Annotated in this window: 14 protein-coding genes and 2 rRNA genes; 6 read left to right on the top strand and 10 right to left on the bottom strand. The window is 72.2% G+C overall.

Annotation, left to right across the window (positions count from 1 at the left end; all coding sequences use genetic code 11):
• Nucleotides 1-91: 91 nt before the first annotated feature.
• Entirely contained in the window at nucleotides 92-1,762 is a 1,671-nt protein-coding gene (locus E0H26_RS05450) for a DUF885 domain-containing protein (RefSeq protein WP_131301507.1), read from the top strand.
• A 69-nt stretch (nucleotides 1,763-1,831) separates the two neighbouring features.
• Here E0H26_RS05450 and pgfA read toward each other — a convergent pair whose 3' ends face one another.
• From pgfA to E0H26_RS05430, 4 genes are all read right to left on the bottom strand, one after another.
• Entirely contained in the window at nucleotides 1,832-2,992 is a 1,161-nt protein-coding gene (gene pgfA / locus E0H26_RS05445; protein ID WP_131301505.1) for a cell envelope lipid trafficking protein PgfA, read from the bottom strand.
• A gap of 68 nt (nucleotides 2,993-3,060) precedes the next feature.
• Nucleotides 3,061-3,882 carry a class I SAM-dependent methyltransferase gene (locus E0H26_RS05440; protein ID WP_131301502.1) on the bottom strand — a complete coding sequence of 274 codons (822 nt, stop codon included), beginning with the start codon at nucleotides 3,880-3,882 and terminating at the stop codon, nucleotides 3,061-3,063.
• On the bottom strand, nucleotides 3,879-8,180 hold the full coding sequence (locus E0H26_RS05435; RefSeq protein WP_240742024.1) for an alpha-(1->3)-arabinofuranosyltransferase: 4,302 nt from the start codon (nucleotides 8,178-8,180) through the stop codon (nucleotides 3,879-3,881). The genes E0H26_RS05440 and E0H26_RS05435 overlap by 4 nt, the downstream gene beginning before the upstream one ends.
• Nucleotides 8,177-9,841: a substrate-binding and VWA domain-containing protein gene (locus E0H26_RS05430; RefSeq protein ID WP_131301498.1), complete on the bottom strand. Its 1,665-nt coding sequence runs from the start codon at nucleotides 9,839-9,841 to the stop codon at nucleotides 8,177-8,179. Before E0H26_RS05430 ends, E0H26_RS05435 begins: the two co-directional genes overlap by 4 nt.
• Nucleotides 9,842-10,098: 257 nt before the next feature.
• On the opposite strand from E0H26_RS05430, the gene E0H26_RS05425 reads away from it, so the two are divergent.
• Nucleotides 10,099-11,253, top strand: a complete 1,155-nt coding sequence (locus E0H26_RS05425; protein WP_131301496.1) for a glycosyltransferase family 4 protein — start codon at nucleotides 10,099-10,101, stop codon at nucleotides 11,251-11,253.
• Between the two features lie 60 nt (nucleotides 11,254-11,313).
• On the opposite strand, the gene E0H26_RS29140 is transcribed toward E0H26_RS05425, so the two are convergent.
• Together E0H26_RS29140 and E0H26_RS05420 are read right to left on the bottom strand one after the other, a co-directional pair.
• Nucleotides 11,314-11,475 carry a hypothetical protein gene (locus tag E0H26_RS29140; protein ID WP_165521764.1) on the bottom strand — a complete coding sequence of 54 codons (162 nt, stop codon included), beginning with the start codon at nucleotides 11,473-11,475 and terminating at the stop codon, nucleotides 11,314-11,316.
• A complete protein-coding gene (locus tag E0H26_RS05420) occupies nucleotides 11,472-13,229 on the bottom strand; it encodes an MmpA family trehalose lipid delivery protein (RefSeq protein WP_206024895.1) in 1,758 nt (585 codons plus the stop codon). The genes E0H26_RS29140 and E0H26_RS05420 overlap by 4 nt, the downstream gene beginning before the upstream one ends.
• A 146-nt stretch (nucleotides 13,230-13,375) precedes the next feature.
• Here E0H26_RS05420 and E0H26_RS05415 point away from each other — a divergent pair, with 146 nt between their 5' ends.
• Nucleotides 13,376-15,826 (top strand): hypothetical protein, encoded by a 2,451-nt coding sequence (locus E0H26_RS05415; RefSeq protein WP_131301494.1) that lies wholly within the window; start codon nucleotides 13,376-13,378, stop codon nucleotides 15,824-15,826.
• A gap of 10 nt (nucleotides 15,827-15,836) precedes the next feature.
• Here E0H26_RS05415 and E0H26_RS05410 read toward each other — a convergent pair whose 3' ends face one another.
• Nucleotides 15,837-16,592 carry an FkbM family methyltransferase gene (locus E0H26_RS05410; RefSeq protein WP_131301492.1) on the bottom strand — a complete coding sequence of 252 codons (756 nt, stop codon included), beginning with the start codon at nucleotides 16,590-16,592 and terminating at the stop codon, nucleotides 15,837-15,839.
• Between the two features lie 156 nt (nucleotides 16,593-16,748).
• Here E0H26_RS05410 and E0H26_RS05405 point away from each other — a divergent pair, with 156 nt between their 5' ends.
• Both E0H26_RS05405 and E0H26_RS05400 read left to right on the top strand, forming a co-directional pair.
• The gene (locus E0H26_RS05405) at nucleotides 16,749-18,089 is read left to right on the top strand and encodes a polysaccharide biosynthesis protein (protein ID WP_131301489.1); all 1,341 of its coding nucleotides are present in this window, start codon (nucleotides 16,749-16,751) and stop codon (nucleotides 18,087-18,089) included.
• A gap of 180 nt (nucleotides 18,090-18,269) precedes the next feature.
• Nucleotides 18,270-20,084, top strand: a complete 1,815-nt coding sequence (locus E0H26_RS05400) for a VanW family protein (RefSeq protein ID WP_131301487.1) — start codon at nucleotides 18,270-18,272, stop codon at nucleotides 20,082-20,084.
• A 63-nt stretch (nucleotides 20,085-20,147) separates the two neighbouring features.
• Here E0H26_RS05400 and E0H26_RS05395 read toward each other — a convergent pair whose 3' ends face one another.
• The gene (locus E0H26_RS05395; RefSeq protein ID WP_131301485.1) at nucleotides 20,148-21,086 is read right to left on the bottom strand and encodes an AraC family transcriptional regulator; all 939 of its coding nucleotides are present in this window, start codon (nucleotides 21,084-21,086) and stop codon (nucleotides 20,148-20,150) included.
• A 99-nt stretch (nucleotides 21,087-21,185) separates the two neighbouring features.
• On the opposite strand from E0H26_RS05395, the gene E0H26_RS05390 reads away from it, so the two are divergent.
• Nucleotides 21,186-22,094 (top strand): NADP-dependent oxidoreductase, encoded by a 909-nt coding sequence (locus E0H26_RS05390; RefSeq protein WP_240742023.1) that lies wholly within the window; start codon nucleotides 21,186-21,188, stop codon nucleotides 22,092-22,094.
• Between the two features lie 238 nt (nucleotides 22,095-22,332).
• On the opposite strand, the gene rrf is transcribed toward E0H26_RS05390, so the two are convergent.
• Together rrf and E0H26_RS05380 are read right to left on the bottom strand one after the other, a co-directional pair.
• Nucleotides 22,333-22,449 (bottom strand): 5S ribosomal RNA (rrf, locus tag E0H26_RS05385).
• 98 nt (nucleotides 22,450-22,547) lie between these two features.
• Nucleotides 22,548-22,621, bottom strand: a 23S ribosomal RNA gene (locus tag E0H26_RS05380); the annotation flags it as partial.

The following is a 22,621-nucleotide window of genomic DNA, read 5'->3' as shown; positions in this document are numbered from 1 at the left end:
ACCCTCGCCCCGGGCTGTTAACAAGGGACCCCTGCTCTACCGCAGGCGTTAATAGGGGGCCCTTCCTTACACATAACGTAGGGTCGCGGGCGTGGGACGAATCGACGACATTGCCAACCGCTACGTCGCCGAGTGGGCAGCACTGAGCCCGACCGGCGCCACCTACGTCGGCATCGCCGGCTACGACGACCAGCTGGACGACCTGTCGCCGGACGGGTATGCCGCCCAGGCCGAGCTGACCCGACGCACCCTGGCCGACCTCGACGCGACCGAGCCGGACACGGAGGCCGAGCGCACCGCCCGGGAGGCGATGCAGGAACGGCTGGGCCTCGACCTCGCCCGGTACGAGGCGGGCGAGGCGACCAGCGAGGTCAGCGTCATCACCAGCGGGCTGCACCACACCCGGATGATCTTCGATCTGATGCCCACCGAGGGCGTCGAGGCACAGGCCAACATCGCCGCGCGGCTGAACCTCTTCGCGGGCGCGATGGAGGGCTACAAGACCACGCTGCGCGAGGCGGCGGGGGCCGGGAAGGTCAGCTCCCAGGCGCAGCTGCTCGAAGTGGCCAAGCAGTGCGACGCCTGGGTCGACCCGGAGGGCGACAACGTCTTCCACGGGCTGGTCGAGCGGTTGGGTGCCGACGGCGCCCTCGACGCCGACCTGCGCCGGGGTGCGGCGGCGGCCACTGCGGCGATCGCCGAGTTCGGGCAGTTCCTGCGCACCGAGCTGGCCCCGCAGGGTCGGCAGAAGCAGGCCGCCGGGCGGGAGCGCTACGAGTTGGCCTCGCAGTACTTCCTCGGCGCCCGGATCGACCTCGACGAGACGTACGCCTGGGGGTTCACCGAGTTGGCCCGCCTGGAGGCCGACATGCGTACGGTGGCCGGGCAGATCCTCACCCCCGGTGCCACCATCGACGAGGCGGTCGCGGCGCTGGACGCCGACCCGGCCCGCACCATCCAGGGCAAGGAAGCCTTCCGGGACTGGATGCAGCAGCTTGCCGACCAGGCGATCAGCGAGCTGAACGGCACCCACTTCGACATTCCGGAGCAGGTCCGCCGGATCGAGTGCATGCTCGCGCCGACCAGCGACGGGGGCATCTACTACACCGGTCCCAGTGAGGACTTCACCCGGCCGGGCCGGATGTGGTGGGCGGTGCCGCAGGGCGTGACGGACTTCTCCACCTGGCGTGAGGTGACCACCGTCTACCACGAGGGGGTTCCGGGGCATCACCTCCAGATCGGGCAGACCGCCGTCCGGGCCGGTTTGCTGAACCGCTGGCAGCGGCTGCTCTGCTGGGTCTCCGGGCACGGCGAGGGCTGGGCGCTGTACGCCGAGCGGCTGATGGACGAGCTGGGCTACCTGGAGGATCCGGGCGACAAGCTCGGCATGCTGGACGGCCAGGCGTTCCGGGCCGCCCGGGTGATCGTCGACATCGGCATGCACCTGGAGCTGGAGATCCCGAAGGACAACCCGTTCGACTTCCACCCGGGGGAACGCTGGACGCCCGAGCTGGGCTGGGAGTTCCTGCGGGCACACTGCCGGGTGCCGGACGAGATGCTGCGGTTCGAGTTGAACCGCTACCTGGGGTGGCCGGGGCAGGCACCGTCGTACAAGGTGGGCGAGCGGATCTGGCTCCAGGCCCGCGACGACGCGAAGACCCGCAAGGGCGCCGACTTCGACCTGCGGGAGTTCCACCGGCAGGCGCTCGACCTCGGCGCGCTCGGGCTCGACCCGCTGCGCCGGGCGCTGGCCCGCCTCTGATCCGGGCACCGACGCGACGAGGGGTGGACCCGTGCGGGTCCACCCCTCGGTGTCGAGCTGCTCAGCGGTTCACTGCTTCTCCGACTCGCCCTGCGCCGGGCGCTGGCTCGGCACGGTGGGCTCCTCGGTGGACTTCCAGTTGGTCGTCGCCGGTGGGATCTCGTCGGTCAGCGGGCCGCCGGCCCGGTCGTCCTCGCGTACCACCGGCTGGTCGACCCGGGTCGGCGCCGGGTCGGCCACGGCCGGCGCACTGGCCACGGGCGCGCTGGCCACGGCCGCCGGGGCGGGCCGGCGCGAGACCAGCAGCGCGACGGCGATCAGCACCAGACCCAGCACGGCCAGGCCGATCGGTGCCCACACGCCGAGAATGGCCAGCTGACCCTGGCTCGTCTTGGCCCGCTCCACCGAGGACGCCACGGTCTCGTCGGTGTACGAGAAGTCCGCGTTCAACAGCGTCACCGGCGTGCCGACGTTCGGCACCAGCACCTTCTTCTGCTGCTCCCGCACGTTGACGTAGGAGCCGGTGACCGGGTCGACCCAGACCGTACGGGTGTTGCTGTAGACGACGTCGCCGGAGGTCGCACCCGGGGCGAGCGCGCCGAGCAGCAAGGCGACCCGGTCGGTGGGCAGTGGCAGCTTCTCGTCGCTGATGACCTGCTCGTAGCGGTACGCCGTCAGGCCGTCGACCTCCTCGGTGCCCTTGAACTCGGCCATCCGGGTCTGCCGCAGGTCCCGGTCGAAGACCTCGTAGTTGTCCTGCGCCGCGTTGAACGGGAACTTGTAGACCTGCCCGGCGAACGTGACCTTCTCCGGGGTGCCGCTCTCGTCGAGGAACTGATCGTTCCACTCGACGGCCGCACCGGAGACCCGGTCCAGCGCCAGCTCGGCGCCGTACGCGCTGACCAGTTCCTTGGTGTCGGTCCGGTCGACGGTCTGGCCGACCCGCCAGACCACCGTGTCACCGGCGAGGTCACCGCTGAGCTCGGCGGTCTTGTCCCGCTCCGGGGTGACCAGGATGGTGGACTTCAGGTCGGCCTGGTTGATGGCGACCGCGCCATTGGTGATCTGGAGAAACGTCGCGCCCTTGGCCTCGGCGATCGAGGTCGAGGGATCCAGGTCGTAGGGCAGTTTGGTCATCGCCGGCTTGACGACGAACACCAGTCCGGCGGCCAGTGCCAGCAGCAGTACGCCGCCGCCGAACAGCACGGCACCCACGGCGCGGTGCTTCATGTTTCCTCCCTAGAGGAGCGAATTTCGTCGGTATCGATCAGTGAGATGGCCGCGAGGTTACTACTTGGTCACATAGCAACGCGACCCCCGGTCAGCTCTGATTTCTGCACCACGTCGGGCTGTCGTCGGATAGACCGTCGCAACACCAGGACGAAGTTCCACGCCACCACCTCACGGACACCGGGCAACCGGATCACCCACCGGGCCCACCACGGGTGGTACCGGGGCAGCGCGTCCACCATCTCGATCTCGTCGTGGCCCCGCGCCCAGCGCAGGGTGTCGGCGATCGACACCGGAAAGAGCGTCTCCCGGAACCGGTTCTTCGGGGGCCGTCCGGTGCGGCGTTCGTAGCGGCGGCGGGCCCGGTCGCCGCCGAGGTAGTGCCAGGGCGCGGTCTCGTGCCCACCCCACGGCGACAGCCACGGCGTGTACGACACGAAGATCAGCCCACCGGGTCGGGTGACCCGCACCATCTCGTCGAGCATCCGGGGCGGCTCGGCGACGTGTTCCACCACGTTGGACGAGAACGTGACGTCCACGCTGGCGGTGCGGACCGGCAACGCCGTGCCGCTGCCGCGCAGCATTCCCGCCACCGATTCGCCGGCCGCGGAGAAGTCACCCACGTCCGGGTCGAGCCCGATGTACCGGGCGCCGGCCGCGCGAAAGGCGGCGGCGAAGTATCCGGGCCCACCGCCCACGTCCAGCACGGTCCGGCCGGCCAACTCCGTGTAGCCGTGGACCTGGCGTACCGAGTCGGTGGCCAGCAGACCGTAGAAGTGGTCCGGGTCGGTCTGCTCGACCAGGAACGCCCGGAACAGGGTCACCGACCGGCGCAGGGTGGCGAAGCGACGCCGCGCCGCCCGCCGCGTCCGGTCGTCCGCTGCCGTCACCGCGTCACCGTCCCGTCCTCGTTCTCGGTCCTCGCGTCGGCCGCCGCCGGCGGCGCATCGGATGTGCTCGGCGTCACATCATGCGGGATGGGCGCCTCGGGCCGTACGCCGGGTGCGGGCACCACCGCCGCGACCACCGCGCCGACCGCGACCAGCATCGCCGCCTGCACCCAGGAGCGGTACGCCCAGTCCTGCCCGTGGCCCTGCAACCGGCCGGTCACCGCGATCACCGTGGCCACCGTCAGGCCGCCCAGCACCACCACCGGTAGCGCCCGGACGGCCAGTTGCCGCAGCAGCATCGCGGCCAACACGATGGCCACCGGCAACACCCCGCCCAGCGCGGCGAGCAGCACCACCAGCAGTCCACCGATCGCCCAGGCCGGTGCCTCCGCCGGGATCGCCCCGGCCCCGTCCACGCCCGGCGACGCCCGACGACGGACCGGCCAGACGGCCAACACCACCACGCCGACGGCCGCCAGCGCGCCGGCCAGCAGCGCACCCCGGTACGCCCGGTCGGGCGCGAACACCATCCGGACCTCGCCGCCGGCACCGGCCGGCAGCACCCACGCCTGCTGCCAGCCGTCCACCCGGGTGGTGGCCAGCCGCGCACCGTCCAGCGTGGCGGTCCAGCCCGCGTTGGCGTTCTCCGGCATCACCAGCAGCGCCGACGCACCGCCGGCGACCCGGACCGTCCGGTCGGTCGGTGCCCAGTCCAGCACGGTGACGGCCCGGTGCCGGGGCGCGTCGGTGTCGCCGTCCACCTCGCCGGAGGCCGCACCGCCAGCCGCGTCGGAGACCGGGTCGTCGGCTGGGCGCAGCGTCGCGTCCTGCACGAGGAAGCCGGCCGACGGAACGGTCGCCAGGCGGTGCCCACCGGCCGACAGGTCCAACAATCCGCCGTCGTCTCCGCAGATCCGGATCGGCACGGGCCGTCCGGCGAGCACGTCGCCCAGGGTGGCGGTGACCGACGTGTCGTAACGGAACCCGTCCAACTCGACGACCGGTCCGTCCCCGCACCGCTCGACCACGCGGGTGTCGGCGTCCACCGGATCCAGCAACTTCGCCAGCGCCGGGATCTCCACCTCGGCGATGCCTGCGGTGGCGGGCCAGCCGTTGCCCCGCTGGTCGGCCAGCCGGTGTTCGGTCGACCGCACCACGATCTCGATCCGGTTGGTGCGTACCGCCGGGAAGCGCACCGTCCCGTCGGCGCGCACCGGCACCACCACCTCACGCCCGGGCGTACGGATCTCCACCTCTTCGGGCAGTGAGCCGACCGGGAGTTGCGCGGCCCGCAGCCGCAGCTGGTCGATGCGGCGTGGGCCAGACCAGCTCAGCCGCAGGGTGGGGCGCAGATCGCCGGTGCCGGCGAGCCAGGCGGTGCCGAGGTCACCGTCGATCGCCGCGTACGCCGCCACGGTCGGGTCTCCGGCCAGGTGGGACGAGGCGGTCGCCGTGACGTCCGGGCCGGACAGTTTCAGTTCGCCGCCCGGCCGGGGCACGGCCCGTAACTGCATCCGGTACGTGCCAGCGGCCGGGTTACGGAAGAGCCGGTCCAGTCCGAGCGGTTCCTCGCCCACCCGGGCCAGGAAGCGGTCGCAGCGGATCACCGTGTCGTCCGCCCGCGCCACCGATCCGACCGCCACGATCCGGTCGGCGTCCCGCGCCTCGGTGGGGTAGCAGGCCGGCCGATCCGCCGGGCCCCGGCTGAACACCCAGCTGACCGGTCCCGCCAGGTCCTGCGGCAGATCGGTGGGGACACGCAGCGCCCGACGCGGCTCGGTGTCGGCAATGGTCAGCTCACGGATGCCGACGGCACCGTCGAGCCGCCCGTCGGCCACCGCCAACACGGTCACCCGCACCCGGCTGGTCGGCCCCGGCAGCGTGTAGTAGGTGTGCCCGCCCAGCGTCGCGGCCACCTCGTGGTCCACCGAGCCCCGGTCGGTGGTGAGCCGGAACCGGGTCACCGGCCAGCCCACGGCCAGGTCGGTGACGAACGCCAGACGCACGTTCTCCACCTGGCGCGGGGTGTCCAGGTCGACCTGGAGCCACTGCCCGACCGGCCCGCTCAGCGGTGCCGAGTGCCAGGCGGTGTGCGGCTCGCCGTCGATCGCCGCGAACGGCAGGCGGGACGGGTCCGCCGCACCGAGGGTGTCCACGAAGCTCACCGCCGAGGACGCCGTCACCTCGCGTACGCCCTGGTAGGTCGCGGTGGTCTGGTGCTGCTCGCCCGGAAATGGCAGCAGGTCGAGGGCGACCCGACCCTGCCGTCCCACCTCGCTCGCGGTCAACGTCTGGGAGAGGTTGTCCCGAACCCGGCCGATGTCGCGTTCCCGGCGGCGCAGGCCGTCGGTGACGATCCACGCGTCACCGGTCGCGTCGACCGCTTCCTCCCGGTCGCCGGCGAGCACCACCGGCCGGTCCCGTTCCACCACGCCCTGCTCCAGCAGGGGCAGCAACGACTCGGGGCCGCCACTGACCGTGGGTACGTCGGCGGTGAGCACCGCCGAGGCGGCCGGCACCGGCGAGCGGACCTCGTACACCTCGATCGCCGGCAGCTCGTCGACGCCCTCGTCGACCGGGCTGCCGATCGTGCGGGTCAGGGCATCGGTGCTGCCGAAGGTGGCGACCCGGACGATGCCCGGCGACTCGGCCAGCGCCCGGCGCAGCACCGCCACCGGCGGCGCGTCCACCTGGATCCGGTCGATGTCGTTGCGCAGCAGCAGATGCCGGAATCCGGAGCGGGCGAGCAGGTCGGCCAGCCCGGTGGAGCCACGGCCGCCGGCCAGCGCCTCCTCGACGGTGTCCATCATCCGGGTGTTGCCGGCCGAGCCGAGCGGAATCTGGTGGCGGACCGCCCACGGCGCGCCGGCCAGGGCCTGCAACGGCTCGTCGACGGTGCGTCCCCACTCGTACTGCCCGAAGCCCGAACCGGGCACCATCAGCGTACGGGCCAGGGCGTCCCGGTCGGCCAGCCAGGTCGCCGCCGACCGCCAGTGCGGCGGCAGGTCCGCCCAGCCCGGACCGGGACGCAGCAGCCCCAACCAGGCCGGTGCGGCGGCGCCCAGCACGAGCAGCAGCACCGGTACGAAGACCAGCGGACGCAGCCGGATTCCGGGCCGGCGGCGGGCCAGCGCGTGATGCATCCGGGTGGCCACCGCGTCGACGCCGTGGGCGAAGCCGAGCATCAGCGGCAGCCGCAGCACCGGGTCGAGCTTGTGCACGTTGCGCAACGGGGCCAGCGGGCCGTCGAGCAGCCCACGGACCAGCTCGGAGACCGGGCTGTCCACCGCGCCGACATAGCCGATGGTGAGCAGGGTCAGCCCGGCGAGGAAGCCGGTCACCAGGAACCGCCGCTGCGGCAGCAGGTTGCCGGCCAGCCCGGCCAGGCCGATCAGCGCGACCACCGCGGTGAGTGCCATCAGCGCCGGGTGGTCGATCAGCAGCCATCCGGCGGGCCACCACGGCTCGCCCTGCACGATGTACGCCACCCACTGGTTGGTGCCGCGTATCGCCTGGAACAGCGAGGCCACCGCCGTGGTGGTGGTGGACGACTCGATGTAGTCGAGGAACGGCAGGCTGTACTGGCCGAGCAGCAGCAGCGGCACGATCCACCACAGGCAGACCCCGACCACGCAGGCGCACCACCAGGCGACCAACCGGCGGTGCTGGGCGTCCCACCGCCGGGTGAGCAGCCAGACGCCGGGCAGCAGCAGAGCCATCAGCACCACCGCCGCGTTGATCCCGCCCATCCCGAGCACGGCCAGCGCGGAGAGCGCGGCGGCCCGGCGTGGCGAGCCGATCCGGCGTACGGTCACCAGCGGCAGCAGCACCCAGGGCAGCATCGCGGCGGAGAGCGTCTCCGACGACAGCGCGCCGACCTCGGTGAGGATCCGGGGCGCCAACGCGTAGCCGAGGGCCGCCGCGTACCGGGTCGGTTCGGTGCCGATGTTCATCGCCCGGGCCAGCCGTAGCAGCCCGTAGAACGCGGCGGCGAGCAGCAGCGCCGTCCAGAGTCGCTGGGTGATCCACGGCGGCAGCCCCAGCAGTTGCCCGGCGGCGAAGAACGGCCCCATCGGGAACAGGTAGCCGTACGCCTGGTTCTGCAACTCCCCGGAAGTGGCCTCCGGGTTCCACAGGTGCAACGCCCGGGCCATGAAGTGGATCGGGTTGGCGGCCAGGTCGAGCTTGGTGTCGAAGGTGACCTGGCCGGGCCGTTGCCCGAAGGCGATCGCGGTGAGCAGCAGCAGCGACAGCACCGTGCCGGGCGACCGGCGCAACCGGGCCAGCATCCGGCTCATCGGCGGCACTCCGGGGGCAGGCAGCTCAGGTCGGCCAGGGCGGAGAAGAAGATGCGCCGCATCCCGCCGGGCTGTTCGGTGACGAAGACCCGCCCGCCGGTGACCTTCGCGATCGCCTTCAACTCCTCGGGGTCGATCTCGCCGCCCAGCCCGATGAAGATGATCGGCAACGGCCGGCGGGGTTCCTGCATGCGTTCGAGTTCGGCGAGGAACGCGGCCCGACCGATGCCGTCGTCGTCCTCGTTGCGCCCGTCGGTCATCACCAGCACCAGGTTGATCCGCCCGGGGGTCCAGTTGCGTCGCGCGTCGCGGTACGCGGCCAGCGTGCTGTCGTACAGCCCGGTGCCGCCCTGCGGCTGGACCCGGACGGCGTCCAGCGCCTCGACCAACCGCTCGCGTTGGCCGCCCAGCGGGCCGACCGGCAGGATCTCCCGGTAGTCCCGGTCGCCGTCGAGCCTGGTGGCGAAGGCCCAGATGCCGAGTTCGCTGTTGTCCAGCAGCAGCGCCGCACCCTCGGCGGCGGCGCGGACCGTGGCGTCGAGTCGGGTACCCCCACCGGGCACCTGCGCGGCCATCGAGCCCGAGACGTCCAGCAGGGTGAGGATCCGGGCACTTCGCTGCACGCCGCTCCAGCCGGTCAGCACGTCGGTGACCGTCTCCTCGGCCGGCAGCGGGATCGGCTGGCGTTCCTCCGCGCGGAGCCGGTCGTCGTTCGGCATGGCTGGCGGAAAACCCGATGCGGTCCGGAAGCCGTGGCCGACGAAGATGTCCCGGGCGGTGGTGTTGAGCAGTTCGGCGAGGAAGTTCGCGGCGGCGTCACGGGCCCGGCCCTGGGTGCCCGGCAACACCACGTACGGCAGGTCGAGCCAGGGCACGGCGATCTCCGGGTACGCGGCGACCAGCTTGCCGGACGGGGTCAACGCGTTGTGTTCGAGCACGGCCTGCTCGCTCACGGCGATCACGTCGACCCGGCCCGGCAGGTCACGGCCCGGAGTCAGCGGACCGTCCCCCTCCGGGCTGAACGTCCGGGCAGCGAGGCGGCGCAGCGTCGCCGCCACGGTCGCGGCCGAGTCCCGGTTGTCGTCGGCCAGCACCCGTACGCCGAGCAGGGCAGCGACCCCGGCGGGGTCGGCCGCCGGGTCGGGCAGCCCGACCTGGACCGTCCGCGCTCTGGTGCCGACCAGTGACTTCCAGGTCAGCGCCTTGGCCGGCCAGCCGGAGCGGCGGGCGAGGCGATCGTTCACCGCCAGCACCACCGGCGTACTCGCCACCGAACTGCCCACCGCGGGTACCTCGAAGGCACCTGCGGCCCGCGCCCGACGCAGCCAGAACGTCGACTCCGGCAGCCAGGCGTCCGCCACGTCGCCACCTTCGGCGAGTTCCCGGGTCACCGCCGCCGACGGTCGGGCCTGCACCTCGACCGACACGCACGGCTGGTTGCCGGCGTTCGCCCGGGCCACCCGGTCCAGGGCCGGCGCGATCACCGGGGCGGCCACCACCCGCAGCCGGACCTGCTCGAAACAGGTGGGCGTGCCCCGGTCGGCGCGCACGTACGACACCGCCGCCCAGCCGGCCAGCAGCACCGCCAGTGCGGCGCTGAGCAGCACCACCGGCGAACGGCGGGACAGGGCGCGCGTGGGCGCTCGACGGTCGGCCTCCACCGCCGCCTCACCTCCTCGTCACCCCTGCGGACGACGCGCCGCCGCAGGTCACTCGCGCCGCGACGAGATCGGGCACCGGGCATCGGGCAGCGCACGCTGTTGCGCTGCACACCCTGCCAAGGTTTGTGCGCCTCGGCAAACCCCCCGATCGACGGCCCGTCGTCCGACCGCCGCTACCGGATCTGCCCATTGCGCACCCGGGTCGGGCCGCCCTAGGGTGGCGCGATCGTGCTCACTTACTCGTCGGTAGGAGCAGCGTGGACAACTCCGGCACCCCCTCCCGCCACGTCCTGTTCCTCAACTGGCGCGACACCACCAACCCGGAAGGCGGCGGCTCCGAGGTCTACATCGAACGGATCGCCGCCGAACTCGTCACCAGCGGTCACCGGGTGACTCTGCTCTGTGCCGCACACGACAACGCTGGCCCGGCCGAAACCACCGACACCGGCGTACGGGTGCTGCGCCGTGGCTCGCGGATGACCGTCTACCTGCGCGCGGCGCTCACCTGCCTCGCCGGCCGGTTCGGTTTCGGCCCGCTGAGCCGGCGCGGTCTGGGCCGGCCGGACCTGGTCGTGGACGTCTGCAACGGGGTGCCGTTCTTCGCCCCGCTCTACGTCGGACGACCGGTCATCGCGCTGGTGCACCACGTGCACCGGGAACAGTGGCCGGTGGTGTTCGGGCCGTGGATGTGCCGGCTGGGGTGGTGGATCGAATCGTGGCTGGCGGTACGGCTGTACCGGCGCTGCCGGTACGTCACCGTCTCGGAGGCGAGCCGGGCCGAGTTGACCACGCTGGGCGTCGACGCCGAACGCATCGACGTGGTGCCGAACGGCACCCCCACCGTGGCCGGCCCGGCCCTGCCGCGTACGCCCCATCCGTCGCTGCTGGTGCTCGGCCGGTTGGTGCCGCACAAGCGGGTGGAGATCGCCCTGCGGACGGTCGCCGAGCTGGCCGGCGAGCTGCCTGAGCTGGAGTTGGTGGTGGCCGGGCAGGGCTGGTGGGAGGAGCCGCTGCGCGAACTGTCCGCAACGCTCGGCATCACCGACCGGGTCCGGTTCGCCGGCTTCGTCAGCGAGCCGGAGAAGCACGCCCTGCTCTGCTCGGCCTGGCTCGCGCTCACCCCGTCCCTCAAGGAGGGTTGGGGACTGACCATCGTGGAGGCCGCCGCGTGCAGCACCCCGACGGTGGCGTTCCGCTACGCGGGCGGGGTGGTCGAGGCGATGGTGGACACCGAAACCGGTCTGCTCGTCGACGACGAGCAGGAGTTCACCACCGTCGTCCGTGAACTGCTCGCCGACGACGTACGCCGCAAGGCGATGGGCGAGGCCGCCCTGACCCACGCGGCCCGGTTCACCTGGACCGCCACCGGCGCCCGGTTCGCCCAGTTGGTGGCCCAGGCCACCGCCCGCTGACCGACCCGGAACACGACGAAAGGGCGCCCGCCTCGGGCGGGCGCCCTTTGCCGTACGAGGTCAGCGCGTGCCGTACAGCGGGGGCTCGGTCTGCTCACTCACCTTGGTGGTGGCGGCTTCCTTGGCCGACGGACTGAGCACGTTGGCCAGACCGACGCTGCCGAGCATGCCGAGCACGACTCCGAGTACCCCGACGGCGACGAACGCGGGCAGGTTCCTCATCCACCTTCTCCTTCCGCGGGACTCGCGTGCCGGGACGCTACCACGCGGTAGCACCGTCGCGCAGCGCCCGAAAAACCGATGGCCAGCACCGCCGTCGCGGCCAGCAGATGCGCCAGGCCCACCGGCCCCGGACGCGCGGGGGCGGGCGGGGGGCGCCACGCCGGATTCTCGTACAGGGTCAGCTCACTGCCCGCGTACGTCAGCCGCAGGCCGGCCAGCGTCACCGGGTCCACCGGCGGGCCGGCCGCCCGCTGCACCAGCACCCACCGGGGATCGGCCGCCGCCACCGGCTCACCTGCGGCAAGCAGTTCGCGCACCCGGGCGGCCCGGGGATCCTCGCCGGCGACCGCCGTACCGTCCACGCGCAACGTGTCGTCGATCAGCACGGGCACACCCAGATAGCGGGGGGCCGGATCGATCACCACCTGACCTGCGTTCCAGGCATAGCTCTGGTACTCCTGGAACGGCAGCGAGACCACCTCACCCGGCCTCTCGTCCACCAGCCGGGCCACCGTCGCCCAGTCCGCCGGCCACGCCACCGGCCGCAGCCGCCCCGCCCCGCCGTACGCCAGGTCGGGCAGGACCGCCACCGGCAGCAATGCCGCACCGACCAGCAACACCCGCCCGGTCGGCACGTCGAACCGGGCGGTCAGCAGTTCGGCGAGCCGCTCCGCGCCCAACGCCACGGTGATCGCCAACATCAGCGCGTACGGCACGAGCAGCTTCTGCCCGTCGCGCAGCAGACCCGCACCGGGGACGTTGGCGACCAGCCAGCCGAGCAGCGCCACGGCCCCCGGCAGCACCCCGAGCGCCGCCACCAACCACGACCCCACCGCCAGCAGGCCGAGACGACCGACCAGCGGCCCCGGCCAACGACGCCGCAGCATCGGTACGCCGCAGCCGGCGATCGCCAGCAGCAGCACGGTGGCCAGCGGCACCAGCAGCCCAGCCCGCGACGCCGGGGTGGCCTGCCCGCTCCAGATGCCGCCGGTGCCGGCGAGCGCCACCAGTGGACCGGCCCAGTTCTCCGCGCGGGCGGCGAAGGCCGCCACCCCGGCGGGATCGGACCGGCCATCACCGGCGCTGGTGAACCCGGCCACCAGCCACGGGGCGTTCAGCAGCAACGTCACACCTGTCGCGGCCGATGCCGACCGGGCCGCTCCCGGGTACCGCCCGATCATCAGGGCGGCGACCGTCACCAGGGCGAGCAGGCCGCCGGTCGGGGTGATCGCCGAGACCGCCGCCGCCAACAACAGCCGACGCAGCGCGCCCCGCTCGCCCGCCCGCACCCCGAGCGCCGCGCGCACCAGCCAGGGCAACGCGGCGTACGCGACCAACAGTCCCCACTGGCCGATCAACAGCCGCTCGGCCAGGTACGGCGTCCAGGCGTACCCGAGGGCGGCGACCACCCGCACGGCGGTGCGCCGGGTCGGCACCAGCCGGGCGGCGCCGAGCGCGGCGAAGTAGAGGATCGCCACCAGCACCAGCCGTTGCAGCAGCCATCCCGGGACCAGTTGGTTGGCCAACGCCACCACCGCGTCCTGCGGAACCGCTCGGGGCAGCGCGGTGGCCGGGGCGATCACCTCCCAGCTCAGCGCCTGACTCGGCACGAAGAGCATGTCGTAGCGCAGCACGTAGCCGGGCCGGGCCAACGGCGCGAGCACCACGGCCGTCACAGCGACGGCCACCAGGTGCGGCACCCAGCCCGACCCACCGACGCCCGGCGATCCGGCACGTCGCAGCCGTACCCGCATCCGTCGACCTCGCCTCGCCGGTGCGCGGCGACCGGCCGCGCAGGTGGCGGCCACTGTACGCGGCCGTTTCCGCCCGGCTCTGCGGCGGTCGAACCATCCGTTGACCTGATGGGAGGCGTGGCGCGTGGTGTGGCAGTCTTCCCGCCATGGCATCGACGGGGGCAGGCGTGCCGACGGCACCGGGTCGGGTCGGCGGCTGGCTGAGCAGCGACCGGATCGGCACGGCGGCGCTGGCCATGATCGCACTCAGTGTGCTGTGGCGGGCCCAGGTGGCGTCCCGCGGTTTCCTGGCCGCCGACGACTACGTGCTGATCACCCAGGCGGCGGAGTCCGAGCTGACCGTGGAGCACCTGTTCACGCTCTACAACAACCACCTCATGCCCGGCGGGCGGCTGCTCATCTGGCTGGTCACCGAGTACGTGGGCCTGGCCTACTGGCCGTACGTGCTGCTCATGGCGATCGGCCAGGCGATCCTCGGGATCACCTTCTTCCGGCTGCTGCGCCGGCTGCTCACGCCCTCCGCGCTGCTGCTCCTGCCCCTCGGCCTGCTGCTGTTCAGCCCGCTGACCCTGGAGGCGACCTCCTGGTGGGCCGTCGGCGTCAACATGCTGCCGATGCAGATCGCCATGGTGCTCGCGGTCGCCGCGCAGGTCGGCTACGTGCAGACCCGACGCAAGCGACACCTGGTGACCCTGGCGCTGTCCGTCCTGCTCGGCGTCTTCTTCTTCGAGAAGGCGATCCTGATCGTGCCGCTGGTCTTCCTGCTGACCGCCGCCTGCTACGCCGACGGCGGCCCGGTACGCACCATCTGGACCACGATCCGTCGTTGGTGGCCGTCCTGGCTGGTGCTGACCGTACTGTCCCTCGGTTTCCTGGCGGCGTACCTGAGCGGCTCGGAGTCCTCGCTGCGTCGGCCCGAATCAGCCGGCGAGGTGTTCTCCTTCCTGACGCAGATGTTCGGCTCCACAGTGGTGCCCGGTCTGGTGGGCGGACCATGGCAGTGGCTCGGGGCCGGCGACGGCGCGCCCGTCGCCGCACCGCCGCAACTGGGCACCTGGGTGGGCTGGTTGATCGTCGCCGTCGTGGTCGCGGCGACCGTACGCCGTCGCCGTCGGGCCGGCCGGGCCTGGCTGCTGCTCGCGGCCTACCTGGTCATGGTGGCGGGAATGCTGGCCGCGACCCGGCTCGGTTCGGCCTTCAGCGGGGTCGCCGGTGGCGTCCCCCGGTACGTCAGCGACGTCGTCGTGGTCGCGGCGATCTGTCTGGGCGTCGCCGTGGCCGGGCTGGCCCGGGCCACCGGCGCGACCGAACCACCCACCATCGAGCCACCCACCACCGAGCCGTCCACCACCGACGGGGCACCTGCCATCGGCGGGCGACCTGGCACCCTCGACGGGGCAGAGTCGGCTCCGCCGGTCGAGTCCTCGACCGCGCACACCGAACCAGCGGTCCCGGGGACTCCCCGGGAGCCGGTCGGCGAGGCGTCGCCGTCGCCGGTTCCGGCGCAGCCGGTGGCCGCCCCGGTACCTGCCGTCCGACCGGCGCTGGTGACCTCCCGCCGGGGCGTCATCCACGCCGAGGCCCCCGTCGACCCGGAGCCCGACCCGTCACCGGAGCCCGACCCCCACCAGGACGCCCGTCCACTGCCGGAGCCCGATCCGCACCAGGCCGCCCGTCCACTGCCGGAGCCCGATCCGCACCAGGCCGCCGGTCCGGTGCCCGGGCCTGTCGCGGCACCGGCGACGGCCGCGACGCCCCCCGACGCCGGGCAGGCACTCTCGAAGCCGGGCCAGTCACAGTCCGGGCCGGGCCAGCCGGAGTTCGGATCGGGCCAGCCGCAGCCCGGGGCCGACCGGCCGGAGTCGGACCGGACGGCCGGGGGTGCAGCGTCCGGGCCGGACGAGCCGCCGACGTCGGGGCTGCTCGGCCCGATCCCCGAGCGGTACCGGGAGGCGGTGAACGTCGTCCTCGTCCTCGTCCTCGTGGCGGTCTGTCTGGGCACGGTGTGGACCACGTCCCGGTACGGCGACGAATGGGCGGCGAAGTCCGGCCGGTCCTACATCGAAACCGTGCGGATCGAGATCGCCAGCGCGCCGCCGGACACCGTCTTCTTCGACGCCCCGGTGCCGGACAACGTCGTACCCCGCCTGTCCTCGCCGTACAACCTCCAGTCCCGGTTCTTTCGTGCCTTCGGTACCCGGCCCACCTTCGTGGACGAGACTGACAACGCGTCGGTGCTCGACGGTCTGGGCCGCGTGCAGGTGGCCACGATCGTCGGCAGCACCATCCAGCCCGGGCCACAGGAGGGCTGCGGCTACCTGGTCAGCACCGGGCAGACCGTGCGGATGCCGCTGAACGAACCGCGCTTCCAGTGGCACTGGGTGGTCCGGATCGGCTACCTCAGCTCGGCGGACGGCACGGCGAGGCTGCGGCTCGGCGACGGGGTGGCCGAGTTCCCCGTCCGGAAGGGTTTGAACCAGCGCTTCTTCCGCATCGTCGGCGGCGGGGACACGGTGGAGTTGACCGTGACGAGCGGCGAGGTGTCGCTCTGCACCAACGAGATCGCGATCGGCGAGCCGGCGCCGAAACCCGAGTAGCCGCGCCCTCTCACTCGGGGCGGAACAGCACCGAGTTGACGTACCGGGGGCGGGGCCAGACGACCCGGCGGGCGAAGCTCTGGCCGACCCGTACGATCGCCTCCCGCTGGTGCCCGCCGAGGTCGAAGTCGGCCAGCGGCACCCACTCGCGGCCGGGCAGCACGTACCCGCGATAGCCCCAGCCGGTCAGCAGATCCAGCAGCGGCTCCACCGGCTGGATTCGTTCCTCCACCTCGACCAACAGCACCGGGCGGTCACGCTGGACGGTCTGCGCCGCGCCACGCAGGGCGGGCAGCTCGTGACCCTCGATGTCGAGCTTGACGAACCGTACGTCGGTGAGATCGAGCGAGTCGAGCGTGATCCGTCGTACCGACACGGGCACGCCCTGCGTCGGATCCTCCAGCGACGAGGTGCCGACGATCGCGCCCCCTTCGGGCAGGTAGAGCGTGGCCTCGCCGGCATGGTCGGAGATCGCCGCCTCGACCACCTCGACGGTGGGGAAGGCCGAGCGCAGTTGCCCGGCCAGCGCTGCGGTCGGCTCCACCGCGACCACCCGCTCGGCCCGGCGGAGCAGCCGGGCGGTCCACGGGCCGTACCACGCGCCCACGTCCACCGCGGTACCGCCGGAGGGAACGAACTCGGTCAGCCGGGCCAGCTCCGGCTCGACCCGAGGGTACGCGCGGCGGATCGCCGCCCCGAGCAGCCGCTCGGGGAGCATGGCCGCCAGGCCGGAGGTTGCTGCGGGGGCCAGCTTCGTCGACGCCATGGGGCAGCACACTAGACGCTCGCGCGCCCGGTGGGCAGGGGTCACGGCGTGGGGCTGTCCGGACGGTCTACCGGCCGGTACCGTCTTGCCGGTCGGGCCGCCTCCCGACGGGATCCGCCGGCCGGGCGCGCGGGCGGCCGGCAGACGCGGAGTGGCATGACGCAGACGACGGGCAGCGACACCAGCAGGGTTCGGCTCGGCGCGGCCGGTGCCGCCGTCACCCTCGCCACGCTGGTGACCAACGCGCTGGCGTACGTCGTCCCGGTGCTGGGCGCCCGCCGGCTCACCGCCGCCGACCTGGGCGCGCTGGCCACTGTCCTCGCGCTGGGCGCGATAGCCGCGGTACCCGGCTTCGGGCTACAGATCGCGGTGGCCGCGCACCGGGCCCGCTGGGGTGGCGGTGGGGCCGCCCGGCTCGGGCTGCGCACCGCGGCGCTGACCGGGGCGATCGCCCTCGTCACCGCACCGCTGCTGACGGCGCTGCTTCGGCTGCCGGCCCCGCTGACCCTGCTGCTCGCGGCCACCACGTTCGTCACCGTGCTGGCCGGCCGGTGGCTCGGCGAGTTGCAGGGCGACCAACGTTTCCTGCGGCTCGCCGTCGCGATGACCGTGTTGGCCGCCGGGCGGTACGGCGGCCTGGTCGTCGGCCTCCTGCTCGGCCGAGGGCCGGTCACCTGCCTGCTGTTGACGACGGTCACCGGCCTGCTCGCCCTGCCGATCCTGGCCCGCCTCGCCACCCCGCCGCCCCCCACCCCGTCAGCCGCCACGCCGTCGGCCGCCGCCACCCTGGGCGCCGCACCGCCGGCCGCCGCACCAGGGGCCCCCGCACCGTCGGCCCCCGCACCGGGGGCGGTGACGACCGGGTCGGGGAGAGGCGAGCCGGGCTCCGCCGGGGTGGGCGGGGCGGTGCCACGGCGGCTCGGCGCCCGGCAGGTGACGACCGCCTGCGCGGCGACGCTGGCGATGCTCACCATCTCGTACGCCGACCTGATCCTCGCCCGCCAACTGCTGCCCGCCGCCGCCTCCGGGGCGTACGCGGTCGGCGCGGTACTCACCAAGGGTGCGCTGTGGGCCCCGCAGGTCGTCACGCTGCTGGTCCTGCCCCGGCTGGCCCGGGGCGATCGCCGCGCCCGCCTGGTCGCACTGGCGTTGATCATGGCCTGCGGCACGGTTCTCGTCGCCGCCGCCACCGTCGGCGGCGAGTTGGCGTTCCGACTCGCTGGCGGCGCCGACTACCTGCACCTGGCCGACACGGCGCCGCTGTTCGCCGCCACCGGCGCCCTCTACGCGGTGGTGTTCATCCTGGTCAACGACCGGGTGGCGACCGGTGCCCGGTGGCCGGCCGCACCGCTGTGGGTGGCCACGGCCGGCCTGGCCGCGGGCGCTACGCTCATCGCGCCACGCACCGTCACCGGAGTGCTGTCCTGCGCGCTGCTCGCCGCTGCCGCGACCGCCACGGTGATGGCCTGGCTGGTCTTTCGGCCGAGCCGCCGCTGACTGCCCGGACATTCAGGGGCTACTCACCGTGATTGGCGGGCAGCCGTGACGCAGTAAACCGGTGTCGGTGGCGAATCGGCCGGCACTCAGGCTCCCCGCTGGCCGCCACGTTGGCTACCGTAGTTGCTCCCGGGGTGGGGGCTCCCGGCTTCACCCACGGCCTTTTCCGAAGAGGTAGCTGTGACGTTGTACGGCGAGAACCGTCCGCCCGCTGACGATGACCGACCCACGGTCCAGGTGACAGCGGTCAGTTGGCCTGTCGAGGAACCGGAGCGTCCCGCACCGGTCGCCCCGCAGGGCGGACCAAACCGCTCCCGCCGGGTCCGCATTCTGGTCGCCGCCGGGGTGGCCACCACCGTACTCGCCTCGGTCGGCGCCGTGGCCGTCTACGCGTACGTCGGGGACGTGCCGCGAGGCACCAGCGTGCTCGGCACCGAGCTCGGCGGACGCAGCCGGACGGACGCGGCGCGGGAGTTGCAGGCACAGTTGGACCGCCGGGCGGCCGAGTTGGCCGCTCCGATCGAGGTACGGGTGGGCGAACGGACCGCCCAGATCACCCCGGCCGAGGTCGGGCTCACCGTCGACGTGGACGCCACCATCGCCGCCGCGGCGGCAGCCCAGGCGCACGCCGTGGACCGGCTGGTCGGCTCCCGCGAGATCGAGCCGGTGGTCTCCGTCGACGTGCCGAAGCTGGAGACCGAGCTGAAGAAGCTCGTCGGCAAGCAGGGCCGCAAGATGACCATGCCGGCCATCACCTTCGCCGGCACCACGCCGAAGGTCCGCTACCCCAAGCCGAGCCTGGCCATCGACACCGAACACTCGGCCCAGGTGGTCAAGGAGGGCTGGCTGCGCGGAGAGCCGGTGACCGTACCGCTGGTGGAGAACCACCCCGCCACCTCCGCCGAGGAGGTGGACCGCATGGTCGAGGAGTTGGCCAAGCCGGCGGTGGCGAAGCCGATCAAGCTGACCACCGACCGGGGTTCGGTGAACATTCCCCCGCAGGCGATCGCCAAGGGCCTCCGGTTCAAGGCTGACAAGGCCGGCAAGCTCACCCCCAGCGTGGACGTCAAGCAGCTCCGGTCCGCTCTCGGCGACCGGCTCGACGCGGTCGAGGTGGCGCCGAAGAACGCCACGATGAGCATTTCCGGCGGCAAGCCGAAGATGGTCGACGGGCGTTCGGGGCAACAGGTGGACGTCAGCGCGCTCGGCGACGAACTGCTGGCCGTGCTGCCCCGCACCGACGACCGTACGATCTCCGCCGAGCTGAAGCCGGTCGCGCCGAAGCTCACCACGGAGAAGCTCGCCGGGCTCGGGATCAAGGAGAAGGTTTCCTCCTTCACCACGAACTTCACCGGCGGGCTGTCGTCAGCGCGCAGCCAGAACATCGTGACGATCGCCCGGCACGTGGACGGCACGGTGGTACTGCCCGGCGAGACGTTCTCGCTCAACGGTCACACCGGAGAACGCGGGTACGCACAGGGTTACCGGGATGCCCCGGTCATCCTGGACGGCAAGCTGGTGCCGGGGGTCGGCGGCGGCACCTCGCAGTTCACCACGACGCTGTTCAACGCGACGTACTACGCGGGGCTGGAGGACGTCGAGCACAAGCCGCACTCGTACTACTTCAGCCGCTACCCGGCGGTCATCGAGTCGACCATCTTCTGGCCGAACCTCGACTTCAAGTTCCGCAACAACACCGAGTACGGCGTCCTGATCGACACTTCGTACAGCGCCAACTCGGTCACCGTCTCCATCTGGAGCACGAAGATCTGGGACAGCGTGAAGACGGAGTACGGTCCCCGCCGCAACATCACCTCGCCCAAGACCGTCTACCTGGATCCCGGACCCAGCTGCATCCCCGCCAACGGCAGCCAGGGCTTCACCCAGGACGCCTTCCGGGTCATCAAGAAGGACAGCAAGGTGGTCAAGCGGGAGAAGTTCAGCTGGACCTACGACGCGGAGCCGCGCTTCATCTGCGCCAAGGAACCGTCCTGACGGCTGCTGCTCGTCTGGTCGACGGACGGCGTCGTTCCTGAGACCGGGTGCGCGGATCGGCGTCTACCTGCCGCGGCGGTATCTGCCGGGCGGGGTGCCGTGCTGGCGTTTGAAGGCGCTGGCAAAGGCGAACTCGGAGGTGTAGCCGACCTTGGCTGCGATGGCGCTCAGGGGTGCGTCGGATTCTTGGAGGAGCCGGGCCGCAATGGTCATCCGCCACCAGGTCAGGTAGGTCAGCGGCGGTTGACCGAGCAGCGTGGTGAACCGGCGGGCGAACGGCGCCCGGGACAGTCCGGCTTCGGCAGCGAGCGCCGCGACGGTCCACGGCCGCGCCGGGTCGCGGTGGATGGCCTGTAGTGCGGTGGCGGTGATGGGATCGTTGAGCGCTGCCGCCCAGCCGGTGCCGATCGGGAAGGTGGGCTGTTGGTCGAGCCAGCTGCGCAGGATGTGGAGCAGCAGTGTGTCGAGAAGTGCGGGGACGATGGCGTCCGTGCCGAGGCGGGGTCGTTCCAGTTCGACGGCGAGCAGGTCCACGGTGGCGCGCAGTTCGGGGTGCCTGCCGAGGTGCGCCGGCAGGTGGATGAGTTCGGGTAGGTCGGCTAGCAGCGGATGGGCTCGACTTGGATCGAGTTCGTAGGCACCGCATAGCGTCACCGTGGCTGGGGCACCGGTGGTGGCCGGGGTGCCGACAGTGTCGGCGGCGTAGCGCTGCACCGCCTGCGGGTCGTTCGGGTCGCACACTGGCACGGCTGGTGGGGTCGCTGGGTTGTCCGCCAGTGTGTGCCCCCGCCCGTGGGGCCGGAACACCACGTCCCCGGCGGCCAGGGACACCGGCTCGGTGCCCGGCAGGATGAGCCAGCACGGTCCCTGCAGGACTATCTGGAAGCCGGCGGCTCCGGGTACGGAGGCGAACTGTTGCGCCCAGGGTGCGTGCCATGCCACCCGCGCCGAACGTGGTTGGCCGGTGCGCATGACCGTAATCACGTCGCTGAGTACGTCCACCGACCTACCGTATCGCGGCGGAGACGGTCGGATATGAATCCGCGACTTCAAAGCATAGATCGTCTTTGACGTACGGCATAGGTTCGCTTTATGCAAGCCATGCGAATTCATCGGTACGGCGACGCGTCCGTCATCCGCCAGGAATACATTCCCCGCCCAGCACCCGGCCACGGCGAGGTGTTGATCCAGGTCGCCGCCACCTCGTTCAACCCGTCGGACATCGGGCTGCGCCGCGGGCTGCTGCGCGCCATCTTTCCGCTGGACCTCCCGTGCACGCTCGGTGCGGAGGTTGCGGGCACAGTCGTCGAGGTCGGCGACGCGGTGCAGGCCCTGGCCGTCGGTGATCGGGTCATCGGTCGCGGCGAAGGCACGGCGGCCAACTATGTCACCGCCGCAGCGGACACCCTCGTTGCCGCGCCCGCCGCCATCCCTCTCGCCCATGCCGCTGCCATCCCCGTCGCTGGCGTCACCGCCTGGCAGGCGGTGTTCGAGCACGCGCGCGTCGCGTCCGGGCAGCGGGTTCTCGTCAACGGCGCCGGCGGTGGTGTCGGTGGATTCGCTGTCCAACTCGCCAAGCATGCCGGAGCACATGTCGTCGCCACGGCCAGCCCACGCAGCACCGACGCGGTCCGCCAGCTCGGCGCCGACCAGATCATCGACTACACGACCACACCCGTCGCCGACGCCTTGGACGAACCGGTCGACGCGATCCTCAACCTCGTCGTGGTCAGCGCACGACAAGCCACCACTCTGGTCCAGTTGGTTCGGCCGGGTGGCGTTGTCGTGTCCGCCACCGTCCCGGTCCAGGTACCCACCGACTCCCCGGTCACCGCAGTGCACTTCGTGGCCCGCAACGACACCAGCGACCTCGCCGCGCTGGTCAAGCTCGTCGACGCCGGTGTTGTCCGGGTCGACGTCACCGCGTCGCGTCCGCTCACCGACTTGGCCTCGATACACCGCGACGCCGAGTCCGGCCGCATCCGCGGCAAGGTCATCCTCGTTCCGTGACGGAGCCTTTGATGTGCGCCGGCCGGAATCGGTGGGCCGGCGGCCGACCAGCACGTCGGTCTTCCCGATGACGCCGTCCTGGTGCTGGTGCACGTCGCGGTCGCCACCACGCCAATCCGCGTCTTCAGCCGCCGGGCGCCCTGATCGTTCGTCAGCGGAAGCAGCTGCGCTGTGCTCAGAAAGCAGGGGTAAACGCGTTGAGGGCCACCCCGTCAGGGGTGGCCCTCAATCGAAGAATGTCCGGCGGTGTCCTACTCTCCCACACCCTCCCGAGTGCAGTACCATCGGCGCTGGAGGGCTTAGCTTCCGGGTTCGGAATGTAACCGGGCGTTTCCCCTCCGCCATGACCGCCGTAACCTTATCAACATGTCAAACAACCACACACACCAACCAAACAGCTGGCGGGATCATTTGTTTGTTGTGAGTTACACAGTGGACGCGAGCAGAACCTTTGTGAGCAAGTCCTCGGCCTATTAGTACCGGTCAACTGAACCCGTTACCGGGCTTACATTTCCGGCCTATCAACC

This window comes from Micromonospora zingiberis (genome assembly GCF_004331455.1).
Taxonomy (GTDB): Bacteria; Actinomycetota; Actinomycetes; order Mycobacteriales; family Micromonosporaceae; genus Micromonospora; species Micromonospora zingiberis.
Note: the sequence above shows the minus strand (reverse complement) of the source record. Positions and strands in the feature narration are given on the sequence as shown.

Excerpts from the sequence above, each read along its gene's own strand:
- pgfA (WP_131301505.1), bottom strand. The coding sequence starts at position 2,992 with ATGAAGCACCGCGCCGTGGGTGCCGTGCTGTTCGGCGGCGGCGTACTG.
- E0H26_RS05415 (WP_131301494.1), top strand. The coding sequence starts at position 13,376 with ATGGCATCGACGGGGGCAGGCGTGCCGACGGCACCGGGTCGGGTCGGC.
- E0H26_RS05435 (WP_240742024.1), bottom strand. The coding sequence starts at position 8,180 with ATGAGCCGGATGCTGGCCCGGTTGCGCCGGTCGCCCGGCACGGTGCTG.
- E0H26_RS05420 (WP_206024895.1), bottom strand. The coding sequence starts at position 13,229 with ATGCGGGTACGGCTGCGACGTGCCGGATCGCCGGGCGTCGGTGGGTCG.
- E0H26_RS29140 (WP_165521764.1), bottom strand. The coding sequence starts at position 11,475 with ATGAGGAACCTGCCCGCGTTCGTCGCCGTCGGGGTACTCGGAGTCGTG.
- E0H26_RS05390 (WP_240742023.1), top strand. The coding sequence starts at position 21,186 with ATGCGAATTCATCGGTACGGCGACGCGTCCGTCATCCGCCAGGAATAC.
- E0H26_RS05410 (WP_131301492.1), bottom strand. The coding sequence starts at position 16,592 with ATGGCGTCGACGAAGCTGGCCCCCGCAGCAACCTCCGGCCTGGCGGCC.
- E0H26_RS05405 (WP_131301489.1), top strand. The coding sequence starts at position 16,749 with ATGACGCAGACGACGGGCAGCGACACCAGCAGGGTTCGGCTCGGCGCG.